Origin of the sequence: Streptomyces sp. NPDC015532 (assembly GCF_043078065.1) — a bacterium.
Lineage (GTDB): Bacteria > Actinomycetota > Actinomycetes > Streptomycetales > Streptomycetaceae > Streptomyces.
Genome location: NZ_JBIBSY010000020.1, coordinates 100,791 through 113,797, shown reverse-complemented (window position 1 = coordinate 113,797; position 13,007 = coordinate 100,791). Strand labels below are relative to the sequence as shown.

Here is a 13,007-nt window from a genome sequence, read left to right as displayed (position 1 = left end):
CGCGTCGGACCCTCACCGTGCGTTGAAGTACTTGGCCTCGGGGTGGTGGATCACGATGGCGTCGGTCGACTGCTCGGGGTGGAGCTGGAACTCCTCGGAGAGGTGGACGCCGATGCGCTCGGGCTCCAGGAGCCGCGCGATCTTGGCGCGGTCCTCCAGGTTCGGGCAGGCGCCGTAGCCGAGGGAGAAGCGGGCCCCGCGGTACTTGAGGGAGAACATGTCGGCGATCTCGGAGGGGTCCTCCCCCGCGAAGCCGAGCTCGGAGCGCACGCGGGCGTGCCAGTACTCGGCGAGGGCCTCGGCGAGCTGCACGGACAGGCCGTGCAGTTCGAGGTAGTCGCGGTAGGCGTTGGCCTCGAAGAGCTTGGCGGTCTCCTCGCCGATCCGGGAGCCGACGGTGACGACCTGGAGGCCGACCACGTCGGTCTCCCCCGACTCCTCGGGGCGGAAGAAGTCGGCGAGGCACAGCCGGCGGCCGCGGCTCTGGCGGGGGAAGGTGAAGCGGGTCCGCTCGTTGCCCTGGTCGTCGAGGATGATCAGGTCGTCGTCCTTGGAGACGCAGGGGAAGTAGCCGTAGACCACGGCGGCTTCCAGCAGGTTGTCGGTCTGGAGCCGGTCGAGCAGCCCGCGCAGTCGCGGCCGGCCCTCGGTCTCTACGAGTTCCTCGTAGGTCGGGCCGTCGCCGGCCCGGGCCTGCTTGAGGCCCCACTGGCCCTTGAAGAGGGCGCCCTCGTCCAGCCAGGAGGCGTACTCCTTGAGCTGGATGCCCTTGATCACGCGGGTGCCGGTGAAGGGAGTCTTCGGTACGGGGTTGTCGGTGGAGATGTCGGAGCGGACGTGTCCCTCCTGCGGGCGCTCCTCGGCCTCGGTGGAGGCGGTGGCACGCACCCGGCGCTGCTTGAGTTCGGGCAGGACCGCGCCGGGCACTCCGCGCTTGACGCCGATCAGCGCGTCCATGAGACGCAGGCCCTCGAAGGCGTCGCGGGCGTAGCGGACCTCGCCCTGGTAGATCTCGTGGAGGTCCTGTTCGACGTAGGCGCGGGTCAGGGCCGCGCCGCCGAGGATGACGGGGTAGTCGGCGGACATGCCCCGCTGGTTCAGCTCCTCCAGGTTCTCCTTCATGATCACCGTGGACTTGACCAGGAGCCCGGACATGCCGATGACATCCGCCCGGTGCTCCTGTGCGGCGTCCAGGATCGCGGAGACCGGCTGCTTGATGCCGAGGTTGACGACGTTGTAGCCGTTGTTGGACAGGATGATGTCGACGAGGTTCTTGCCGATGTCGTGGACGTCGCCGCGCACGGTGGCCAGCACGATGGTGCCCTTGCCCTCCGCGTCCGACTTCTCCATGTGGGGTTCGAGGTAGGCGACGGCCGTCTTCATGACCTCGGCGGACTGGAGCACGAAGGGCAGCTGCATCTGGCCGGAGCCGAAGAGTTCGCCGACGACCTTCATGCCGTCGAGCAGGGTCTCGTTGACGATGTCGAGGGCCGGCCGGTCCTGGAGTGCGTCGGCGAGGTCCTTCTCCAGGCCGTTCTTCTCGCCGTCGATGATCCGCCGCTTCAGGCGCTCGTCCAGGGGCAGCGCGGCCAGTTCCTCGGCCTTGCCCGCCTTCAGGGACTTGGTGGTGGCGCCCTCGAACAGGGCCATGAGCTTCTGCAGCGGGTCGTAGCCCTCGGCGCGGCGGTCGTGGATGAGGTCGAGGGCGGTGGTGACCTCTTCCTCGCTGAAGCGGGCGATCGGCAGGATCTTGGAGGCGTGCACGATCGCCGAGTCGAGGCCCGCCTTGACGCATTCGTCGAGGAAGACGGAGTTGAGCAGGATGCGGGCGGCCGGGTTGAGGCCGAAGGAGATGTTGGACAGGCCGAGGGTGGTCTGCACGTCGGGGCGGCGGCGCTTGAGCTCACGGATCGCCTCGATCGTGGCGATGCCGTCCTTGCGGGACTCCTCCTGGCCCGTACAGATCGTGAAGGTCAGGGTGTCGATGAGGATGTCGGCCTCGTGGATGCCCCAGTTCGTGGTGAGGTCCTCGATGAGCCGTTCGGCGATGGCGACCTTGGTCTCGACGGTGCGGGCCTGGCCCTCCTCGTCGATGGTCAGGGCGATCAGCGCGGCGCCGTGCTCGCGGGCGAGCTGGGTGACCTTCGCGAACCGGGACTCGGGTCCGTCGCCGTCCTCGTAGTTGACGGAGTTGAGGACCGCGCGCCCGCCGAGGCGCTCGAGGCCCGCGCGCAGGACCTCGACCTCGGTGGAGTCGAGCACGATCGGCAGGGTGGAGGCGGTGGCGAAGCGGCCGGCCAGCTCGTCCATGTCGGCGACGCCGTCGCGGCCGACGTAGTCGACGCACAGGTCGAGCATGTGGGCGCCCTCGCGGATCTGGTCGCGGGCCATTTCCACGCAGTCGTCCCAGCGGGCCTCCAGCATGGCCTCGCGGAACTTCTTGGAGCCGTTGGCGTTCGTGCGTTCGCCGATCGCCATGTAGGCGGTGTCCTGGCGGAACGAGACCGTCTGGTAGAGGGAGGCGGCACCGGGCTCGGGCTGCGGGCTGCGCTCGGGGGGCGTGAGGCCGTTCACCCGCTCCACCACCTGGCGCAGGTGCTCCGGGGTCGTGCCGCAGCAGCCGCCGATGAGAGAGAGGCCGTAGTCCCGTACGAAGTTCTCCTGGGCGTCGGCCAGGCCCTCGGCGTCGAGCGGGAAGTGGGCGCCGTTCTTCGTCAGGACCGGCAGACCGGCGTTCGGCATGCACAGCAGCGGGATGCGGGAGTGCCGGGTGAGGTAGCGCAGGTGTTCGCTCATCTCGGCGGGGCCGGTCGAGCAGTTCAGGCCGATCATGTCGATGCCGAGCGGCTCCAGCGCGGTCAGCGCGGCGCCGATCTCGGAGCCGAGCAGCATGGTGCCGGTGGTCTCGAAGGCCATCGAGACCAGCAGGGGCACCCGGACGCCGGTCGCCTCCATGGCGCGGTGCGCGCCGAGGACGGAGGACTTCGTCTGCAACAGGTCCTGGGTGGTCTCGACGATCAGTGCGTCGGCGCCGCCGGCGAGCAGACCCTCGGCGTTGGCCTGGAAGCCGTCGCGCAGGGTGCCGTAGGAGACGTGACCGAGCGTCGGCAGCTTCGTGCCGGGGCCGATCGAGCCCAGCACCCAGCGCTGGCGGCCGTCGCGGGCGCCGAAGGAGTCGGCGACCTCGCGGGCGATCCTGGCGCCGGCCTCGGAGAGTTCGTGGACGCGGTCCGCGATGTCGTACTCGGCCATCGCCGAGTGGTTCGCCCCGAAGGTGTTCGTCTCGACGCAGTCGACGCCGACCTCGAAGTACGCCTCGTGGACGGAGCGCACGATGTCGGGACGGGTGATGTTGAGGATCTCGTTGCAGCCTTCGAGGTTCTCGAAGTCGTCCAGCGTCGGGTCCTGCGCCTGAAGCATCGTGCCCATCGCGCCGTCGGCCACCACGACACGGGTGGCGAGCGCTTCTCGGAGTGCGTCGGTTCGCTGCCGGCCTTCGGAAGGGCCGGACGAAAGGGACGGGTTCGGCAACGAGGCCATGAAGGTGCTCCCTGGAGTGCGACGGCTGTCGGCTTTGCGCTTCCCATGGAAGGCGCACGCCGTCAGGGTATCCGGAGCACCGCGGATCAGGCATGGGCGTCCACGACGCGGACGGGCGTGGCGTGGGTGACGGCGGTGTGGAGACAGACGGAACGTGGGGCGACCACCCATTGGCGGGAGCTCGGTGACGACCGGTAGTGTTCGACATTGCCGAACGGCTGCGGCTCGTCGCGCCGGCGGTCGAAGGGGACGGAGGCAGCACGGCGATGGCACGGAACATCCAGTCGCTCGAACGGGCAGCGGCGATGCTGCGGCTGCTCGCGGGCGGCGAGCGACAGCTCGGTCTGTCGGACATCGCCTCCTCGCTGGACCTGGCCAAGGGTACGGCCCACGGCATCCTGCGCACCCTCCAGCAGGAGGGGTTCGTCGAGCAGGACACGGTCTCCGGGCGCTATCAGCTGGGCGCCGAACTGCTGCGTCTGGGCACCACCTATCTCGACGTCCACGAACTGCGGGCGCGCGCCCTGGTGTGGACCGACGACCTGGCCCGCTCCAGCGGCGAGAGCGTCTATCTGGGCGTGCTGCACCAGCAGGGCGTCCTGATCGTGCACCACGTGTTCCGGCCGGACGACAGCCGGCAGGTCCTGGAGGTGGGGGCGATGCAGCCGCTGCACTCCACGGCCCTGGGCAAGGTGCTGTCGGCGTACGACCCGGTGGCGCACAGCGAGGTCCTGGAGGTCGACCGCAAGGCGTTCACCCCGCGGACGATCAGCGAACTGGACGACTTCGAGGGCGTCCTCGACGTGACCCGCGCGCGGGGGTACGCGGACGACGTCGAGGAGACGTGGACGGGGGTCGCCTCGGTCGCGGCCCCGATCCACAACCGGCGGCGCATGCCGGTCGGCGCGGTGGGCATCACCGGGGCCGTGGAGCGGGTGTGCAAGGACGGGGAGCTGCGTCCGGAGCTGATCGCCGCGGTGCGCGACTGTGCCCGCGCGGTGTCGCGTGACCTGGGCGCCGGGCGGTTCTGACGCGAACACCGTTCGCCGGGCCGTCCCGCCGCCCGTCGGACCGCACACCGTCCGCCGGACCATGACGCCCGACGGCTGAGCCTGACGACTCACGGCTCACCGCACACGGCTGACGGTACGAACACTGTTCGCCCGGCGGCCCCGACCGCGTACACCGTCCGCCGGGCGGTCCCGGCGCGCACGCCGTTCGCGGAACCGTTCCGGGCCGCACGCCGTCGCGGGCCCTCGCGGCGCGCGTGCCGGTTTTCGGCAGACGCCGCTCCCGGTTTCGTACGAGGGCGAGGTCCGCGTTTCACAGCGGCCGCGACCGGGATTCACAGGAGCCGAGGCCGGGAAGCGGAATGCTTCCCGGCCCCCTTCGTATGCCCTCGGACGAGCGACGACGCACCGATAGCACACATCAATCAATAACGATCGCGTTTTCGATAACCGAACCCTTGACGAGGCGACGAAGCGAGAGCAAGACTCCCGTCCATCGGTCGGCATTGTCGAACACCTACCGGCAATAGACGCTAGGGTGTGGCAATGCCGGGGCCGACATCGCTCTCACTCCCCGAGAGCACGAACCACCGGTGGGACCCGGGGTTCGGCTTCCCCTGGACGAAGGACAAAGGAGTCGCGGGTGTCCAGCTCCGACATCTTCATCGGCGAGACCATCGGTACCGCCGTTCTCATCCTGCTGGGCGGTGGCGTGTGCGCCGCCGTCACACTGAAGGCCTCCAAGGCGCGGGGCGCCGGATGGCTCGCCATCGCCTTCGGGTGGGGCTTCGCGGTCATGACCGCGGTCTACATCTCGGCGCCGCTCTCCGGCGCTCACCTCAACCCGGCCGTGAGTCTCGCCCTCGCGATCAAGGACGACGACTACAGCAACCTCGCCACCTACTGGGGCGGGCAGCTGTTCGGCGCCATGATCGGCGCGGCACTGGTCTGGGTCGCCTACTACGGCCAGTTCCTCGCGCACCTCACCGACCCCGAGATCGTCGGTGGCCCCGAGGAGCAGGCCGTGAAGGCCGTCGAGGCCGAGGAGGCGGGCGCCGGCCCGGTGCTCGGTGTCTTCTCCACCGGCCCCGAGATCCGCAACGTCGCGCAGAACCTCGCCACGGAGATCATCGGCACCGTGGTGCTGATCCTCGCGATCCTCACGCAGGGACTGAACAACGACGGCGACGGCCTCGGGGTCCTCGGCGCCCTGATCACCGCCTTCGTGGTGGTGAGCATCGGTCTCTCCCTCGGTGGCCCCACCGGCTACGCGATCAACCCGGCCCGTGACCTCGGTCCGCGCATCGTGCACGCCCTGCTCCCCCTGCCCAACAAGGGTGGTTCCGACTGGAGCTACGCCTGGATACCGGTCGTCGGCCCGCTCATCGGCGGCGCGATCGCAGCAGGCATATACAACGTCGCCTTCGCCTAGGAGCCCCCGCTCCAGCACGCTTGGAAGCCGCGCCCCATGCACCATGAGCCGCACAGCACCGCTTTGAAGCACCGCGCCGTAGACAGCCCCTCTCCCACGGACACCAGGAGCACACCGTGACCGACGCACACACCGCCGGCCCCTTCATCGCCGCCATCGACCAGGGCACCACCTCGTCGCGCTGCATCGTCTTCGACCGCGACGGACGCATCGTCTCCGTCGACCAGAAGGAGCACGAGCAGATCTTCCCGAAGCCGGGCTGGGTCGAGCACGACGCCGCCGAGATCTGGACCAACGTCCAGGAGGTCGTCGCCGGAGCCATCTCCAAGGCCGGCATCACCCGTGACGACATCAAGGCCATCGGCATCACCAACCAGCGTGAGACCACGCTGCTGTGGGACAAGAACACCGGTGAGCCCGTCCACAACGCGCTCGTCTGGCAGGACACCCGCACCGACGCCCTGTGCCGGGAGCTCGGCCGCAACGTCGGCCAGGACCGCTTCCGCCGCGAGACGGGCCTGCCCCTCGCGTCGTACTTCGCGGGGCCCAAGGCCCGCTGGCTGCTCGACAACGTCGAGGGCCTGCGCGAGCGCGCCGAGGCCGGGGACATCCTCTTCGGCACCATGGACACCTGGGTCATCTGGAACCTGACCGGCGGTGTCGACGGCGGCAAGCACGTCACCGACGTCACCAACGCCTCCCGCACCATGCTGATGAACCTGCACACCCTGGCGTGGGACGAGAAGATCGCCGAGTCGATCGGCGTCCCGCTGGCCATGCTGCCCGAGATCCGCTCCTCGGCCGAGGTGTACGGCGAGGTCACCGGCGGCCCGCTCGGCGAGCTGCTCGGCGGCATCCCGGTCGCCTCCGCGCTCGGCGACCAGCAGGCGGCCCTGTTCGGCCAGACCTGTTTCTCCGAGGGCGAGGCCAAGTCCACCTACGGCACCGGCACCTTCATGCTGATGAACACCGGTGACAAGATCATCAACTCGTACTCGGGCCTGCTGACCACGGTCGGCTACCGGATCGGCGACCAGAAGCCGGTCTACGCCCTGGAAGGCTCCATCGCCGTCACCGGTTCGCTGGTGCAGTGGATGCGCGACCAGATGGGCCTGATCCAGTCCGCCGCCGAGATCGAGACGCTCGCGTCCTCGGTCGAGGACAACGGCGGCGCCTACTTCGTGCCGGCCTTCTCCGGCCTGTTCGCCCCGTACTGGCGTCCCGACGCCCGCGGTGTGATCACCGGACTGACCCGGTACGTCACCAAGGCGCACATCGCGCGCGCCGTCCTGGAGGCCACCGCCTGGCAGACCCGTGAGATCAGCGACGCCATGACCAAGGACTCCGGCGTCGAGCTCACGGCGCTCAAGGTCGACGGCGGCATGACCTCCAACAACCTGCTGATGCAGACCCTGGCCGACGTCCTGGACGCCCCCGTGGTGCGCCCGATGGTCGCCGAGACCACCTGCCTCGGCGCCGCCTACGCCGCCGGCCTCGCCGTCGGCTTCTGGACCAACACCGAGGACCTGCGCGCCAACTGGCGCCGTGCCGCGGAATGGACCCCCAACATGGACGCGGATGTCCGCGACCGTGAGTACAAGAGCTGGCTCAAGGCCGTCGAGCGGACCATGGGCTGGATCGAAGACGAGAACTGACGAGGAGTAAGAACCCGCAATGACCAGCCAGTCCACCCTGCAGTCCGTGCCTGCCCTCGGTACGCGCCCGGCCTCCGGCTCCAACCCGAGCCGCGCCGAGACCCGGGAGCAGCTCTCCAAGGCGACGTACGACCTTCTCGTCATCGGCGGCGGCATCCTGGGCATCTCCACCGCCTGGCACGCCGCGCAGTCCGGGCTGCGGGTGGCTCTGGTCGACGCCGGTGACTTCGCCGGCGCCACCTCCTCCGCGTCCTCCAAGCTTCTCCACGGCGGTCTGCGCTACCTGCAGACCGGCGCGGTGAAGCTGGTGGCGGAGAACCACTTCGAGCGCCGTGCGGTCTCCCGCCAGGTGGCCCCCCACCTGGCGAATCCGCTCACGTTCTACCTCCCCGTGTACAAGGGCGGGCCGCACGGCGCGGCGAAGCTCGGAGCGGGCGTGTTCGCCTACTCCGCCCTGTCGGCGTTCGGTGACGGCGTGGGACATCTGCTCAGCCCCTCCAAGGCCGCGCAGGACGTTCCCGAGCTGCGCACCGCCAACCTCAAGGCCGTGGCCGTGTACGGCGACGACCAGATGAACGACTCCCGTATGGCCCTCATGACGGTCCGCGCGGCCGTCGAGTCGGGGGCCGCCGTCCTGAACCACGCCGAGGTCACGGGACTGCGCTTCACCCGGGGCCGGGTGACGGGCGCGGAGCTGCGGGACCGGCTGTCCGGCGACGAGTTCGGCGTGAACGCCCGGCTCGTGCTGAACGCGACCGGCCCGTGGGTCGATCACCTGCGCAAGCTGGAGGACCCGAACGCGGCCCCCTCCATTCGCCTTTCCAAGGGCGCGCACCTGGTCCTGAAGCGGACCTCTCCGTGGAAGGCCGCGCTGGCCACCCCGATCGACAAGTACCGCATCACCTTCGCCCTCCCCTGGGAGGACATGCTGCTGCTCGGCACCACCGACGAGGAGTACGAGGGTGACCCGGCGGACGTGTCGGTCACCGAGAAGGACACCGCCCAGATACTCGACGAGGCCGCGTTCTCCATACGCGACCAGCAGCTCTCGCGTGACCTGATCACGTACTCCTTCGCCGGTCTGCGGGTGCTGCCGGGCGGCCCCGGCGACACCTCGAAGGCCAAGCGCGAGACGGTCGTCACGGAGGGCCGGGGCGGCATGCTGTCCGTCGCGGGCGGCAAGTGGACCACCTTCCGGCACATCGGCCGTACGGTCATGAAGAAGCTGGAGTCGCTGCCGGGCCACCCCCTGGGCGAGGACTTCGAGCCGATCTCCGAACTGCCGAAGAGGATGCCGCTCCCCGGCGTCGCCAACCCGCGCGCGGTCGCCCACCGCCTGCTGGTGGACGGCCCGGCGCCCGGCCCGCGTATGGCCGCCGACACGGCCAGGCATCTGTCCACCCACTACGGCTCGCTGGCCTTCGACATCGCCCGGCTGGCGAACGAGAACCCGGCGCTCGGCGAGCGGGTCCACCCGGACGCCCCGGAGATCTGGGCGCAGGTCGTCTACGCCCGGGACAACGAGTGGGCCGAGACGGCGGACGACGTGCTGCGCCGCCGTACGACGCTGACGATCCGCGGTCTCGCCACGGACGAGGTCCGCGGCAAGGTGCAGGATCTGCTCGACGGCAAGTAGACGCCCACACCCGGTTGCGGGGCGGCTCCCACGGGGGGTGCCGCCCCGCAGCGGGGTGAGGGACGGCTGCGAGCAGGAGCCCACGGCGGGGTCAGGGGCGGCATCCACGGGGGAGGTGCCGCCCCTCACCCCGGGTGCGGGTGCCGGGTGCTTCCTGGCGACTTCCCGCGTGGCAACCCTCACGGTTCCCCGGTGAGTTGACCGGGGAGGGCCCGGACGGGCGCGGAGGGGTGGCTGCTCGCGTGTTTCCCGGCCTTCGACGGGGCAGTGATCCGTTCACTCCCCCGTGCAAGGGGGCTGCGGAGGTCCCCTCGGCACGCCGTAAGGTTGAGGCGTACGCGAGGACACATCGGAAGGAGGCGCTGGGTGATCGAGCTGGAGGGGGTTCCCGAGCTGATCGACCCAGTCATGGTGGCCGCGTTCGAGGGCTGGAACGACGCCGGCGACGCCGCCTCCGCCGCGGTCGCGCATCTGGACCGGGAATGGAAGGGCGAGGTCTTCGCGGCGCTGGACGCCGAGGACTACTACGACTTCCAGGTGAACCGCCCGACCGTGTGGCTGGACAATGGCGTACGCAAGATCACCTGGCCGACCACGCGTCTGTCGGTGGTCCGGATCGGCGGCGAGAAGCCGCGCGATCTGGTGCTGGTCCGCGGCATAGAGCCGTCGATGCGCTGGCGCTCGTTCTGCAACGAACTGCTCGGTTTCGCGCACGAACTGGGCGTGGAGCTGGTGGTGATCCTGGGCGCGCTGCTCGGCGACACCCCGCACACCCGTCCGGTGCCGGTCAGCGGTGTCACCTCCGACGCCGACCTGGCCCGCACGATGGATCTGGAGGAGACCAAGTACGAGGGCCCCACGGGCATCGTCGGCATCCTCCAGGAGGCGTGCACGCACGCGGGCGTCCCGGCCGTGTCCCTGTGGGCGGCCGTACCGCACTACGTGTCGCAGCCGCCCAACCCGAAGGCGACCCTGGCGCTGCTCAACCGCCTCGAAGACCTCATCGACCTGCGCATTCCCCTGGGCGAGCTGCCCGAGGACGCGCGTGCCTGGCAGCTGGGCGTCGACCAGCTCGCCGCCGAGGACAGCGAGGTCGCCGAGTACGTGCAGACGCTGGAGGAGGCCCGGGACACCGCCGAGCTGCCGGAGGCGTCCGGCGAGGCGATCGCCCGCGAGTTCGAGCGTTATCTGCGCCGCAGGGACGGCGGCGGTCCGACGGCGGGGCCCCCGGGCCACGCGTCGGAGAGCGGCGAGCCGGCCTCGTACCTCCGCGACACTCCCGGCGGCCGCACCCGGCCGCCGCTGACCCAGCGCCCCGAGTCCGGCAACGGACAGGACGCCGGCCCGGACGAGGAGTCGGCGAAGGACGGGGAGCCGGAGCGCGCCGGCGGCGGCACCGTGCCGGACGCCCCCGGCCGCCCGTCCGGTTCCGGGGACACCTCGGGCACGCCGGACGCGCCGGAGTCCACGGACACACCGGATTCCTCCGGCTCCTCCCGCTCTTCCGAAGCGGACGACTCCTCCGAGGACTGACAGGCCCGGAAGGGGCGGTGCGCGCCACGCGCACCGCCCCTTCCGGCTGTCCGGGCCCCTTGCCGCGGCCCCGCCGCACGCCCCAGGAGTGCCGTCCGGGCGCACCACCGGCGGTCAACCACCGCTGCCGCCCCGCCGCATGACATCCGCCTCGATGGCCTTCGGCCTGAATTCGGCGTGACATCTGTTTCAGGACGGATTGCACAGGTTGCCCAATTCAACTTGTTCCCAAACCAAGTTGGCGAATTCGGGGTGGACGGGACGCCGTGGGCGTGCCAGGTTGTGCCTCGAAGGCGCCGCACCGCCAAGGGACATGGCGCCCGCCGCCGGCCGGAGGACAGCGCACGGCACGGCGTACGGCACGCACATCGAACGGCACACGCAGGGACCGGCACCCCAGGGATCGAAGGGAGCGGTACGCGATGACCGACCAGGTACAGCCGGCGCAGGGCCCGGGAACGACCGGGCCGGGGCCCGACGGAGCGGGATTCACCTACCGAGGAGCCGAGCGGGAACTGATCGTCGTCGCCCGTCCGGAAGCCAGGCTGCGCGCACGGGCCGAGGGCGTCCGCTCGGCGGCGGGCGCCGACGTCTCGGCCCTCGACATGTTCCTCAGTGACGAACAGCTCGTCCTGGAGCCGCTGTTCGGCAGCGAGGAACGCCTCCGGCAGCCCGCGGCGGCGGGCGCCGGGAGCGGTCCCGACCTCGCGCTCTTCTACCGGCTGCGCGGCGCGGGCGGCCGCGCCCAGGAACTGCGGGCTCGGATCGCCGCGTTGCCGGGCATCGACGCGGCGTACGTGAAGCCCGGCGCCGTTCCCGCGGCGCCGGAACCGGGGCCGTGGACCGGCGGGAGCTCCGAGGACGGCCGGCGGCTGAAGGAGGGGGCGCCGGTCACCCCCGACTTCACCAGCAGGCAGGGCTACTTGCGCCCGGCGCCCGAGGGTGTCGACGCGTACTGGGCGTGGCAGCGGCCGGGCGGTTCGGGCCGGGGCGTCACCGTGATCGACGTGGAGGGCGCCTGGCAGCTCGGACACGAGGATCTGGCGTCGAAGCTCGCCGGCGTCGTCGTCGGCACTCCGCACACGGACCTCGCCTGGCGCAACCACGGAACGGCCGCCATCGGCGTGATCGGCGGCGACCGCGACGAGCACGGGATCACCGGGATCGCGCCGGACGCCGTGACCGCGGCCGCGTCCGTCCGGGGCATCGGGACGGCCGCCGCGATCCACGCGGCGGCGGAACGGCTGGCCCCCGGTGACATCATCCTGGTCGAACTGCACGCTCCGGGGCCCCGGTTCGACTTCGAGGAGCGCGACAGCCAGGCGGGCTACATCGCGCTCGAATGGTGGCCCGACGACTTCGCCGCCATCCAGGACGCGACCTCCCGGGGCATCCTCGTGGTGGCGGCGGCGGGCAACGGCGGCGAGTCGCTGGACGACGCGCTCTACGAGCGGCGCCCGCCGGAGTTCCCGGAGTGGTGGCGCAATCCCTTCAACCCCTCGCATCCGTCCTCCGGGGCGATCCTGGTCGGCGCGGGCGCACCACCGCCCGGCACCCACGGCCGCGATCACGGGCCGGACCGTTCACGGCTCGCGTTCTCCAACCACGGCGCGCGCGTGGACGCGCAGGGCTGGGGACGCGAGGTCACGACCACCGGTGGTTTCTGGGACCGGCCCGGCGATCTGCAGGGCGGGGCCGAGGAGATCGCCTGGTACACGGACACGTTCTCCGGGACCTCTGCCGCCTCCCCGGTGGTGGTCGGCGCCCTGGCGGCCCTTCAGGGCATGCTCAAGGCCGCGGGCCGGCCGCCGATGTCCTCGGAACGTGCGCGCGTCCTGCTGCGGTCCACGGGTTCCCCGCAGCAGGACGCGCCGGACCGGCCCGCGTCCCAGCGGATCGGCAGCCGGCCCGACATCAAGGCGGCGGTCACCCGTCTGCTGCCGGAGGCGGTCGGCTCGGGCCAGGCCGAACGGTACTGGGACGAGTTGCTGCCGTATCCGCGCGAACTCCCGCCGAGGCTCCGGCTGTACGTGTCCGGTGCCTGGCGCAACCTCGACCACCCGTCCCCCGAGATCCGTCAGGCGGTGCGCTCCGCCTTCGCGGGGGGACGGCCCGATGTACGGGTCTGGTTCTCGGACGACGAGATCGTCGGCCTGGTCGTCACGGGCTGAGGACGTGGTCCCACCGGACCGAGACGGAAC

The 13,007-nt window shown here is 70.9% G+C and carries 7 protein-coding genes; 6 read left to right on the top strand and 1 reads right to left on the bottom strand.

Features of this window, described 5'->3' with window-relative positions:
- Positions 1-12 precede the first annotated feature (12 nt).
- Positions 13-3,540, bottom strand: a complete 3,528-nt coding sequence (metH, locus tag ACF07B_RS38360) for a methionine synthase (protein WP_392182311.1) — start codon at positions 3,538-3,540, stop codon at positions 13-15.
- 266 nt (positions 3,541-3,806) lie between these two features.
- Here metH and ACF07B_RS38355 point away from each other — a divergent pair, with 266 nt between their 5' ends.
- The 6 genes from ACF07B_RS38355 (at position 3,807) to ACF07B_RS38330 (ending at position 12,977) form a co-directional block, all read left to right on the top strand.
- Positions 3,807-4,571 carry an IclR family transcriptional regulator gene (locus ACF07B_RS38355; RefSeq protein WP_369485512.1) on the top strand — a complete coding sequence of 255 codons (765 nt, stop codon included), beginning with the start codon at positions 3,807-3,809 and terminating at the stop codon, positions 4,569-4,571.
- Positions 4,572-5,193: 622 nt separating this feature from the next.
- The gene (locus ACF07B_RS38350) at positions 5,194-5,982 is read left to right on the top strand and encodes an MIP/aquaporin family protein (protein ID WP_369485502.1); all 789 of its coding nucleotides are present in this window, start codon (positions 5,194-5,196) and stop codon (positions 5,980-5,982) included.
- A gap of 116 nt (positions 5,983-6,098) precedes the next feature.
- Complete coding sequence (gene glpK / locus ACF07B_RS38345; RefSeq protein ID WP_392182310.1) at positions 6,099-7,637, top strand: glycerol kinase GlpK; 1,539 nt, start codon at positions 6,099-6,101, stop codon at positions 7,635-7,637.
- Positions 7,638-7,656: 19 nt separating this feature from the next.
- On the top strand, positions 7,657-9,273 hold the full coding sequence (locus ACF07B_RS38340; protein WP_392182309.1) for an FAD-dependent oxidoreductase: 1,617 nt from the start codon (positions 7,657-7,659) through the stop codon (positions 9,271-9,273).
- Between the two features lie 366 nt (positions 9,274-9,639).
- A complete protein-coding gene (locus tag ACF07B_RS38335; RefSeq protein ID WP_392182308.1) occupies positions 9,640-10,806 on the top strand; it encodes a PAC2 family protein in 1,167 nt (388 codons plus the stop codon).
- Between the two features lie 422 nt (positions 10,807-11,228).
- Positions 11,229-12,977, top strand: a complete 1,749-nt coding sequence (locus ACF07B_RS38330; RefSeq protein WP_392182307.1) for a S8 family peptidase — start codon at positions 11,229-11,231, stop codon at positions 12,975-12,977.
- Positions 12,978-13,007 lie beyond the last annotated feature (30 nt).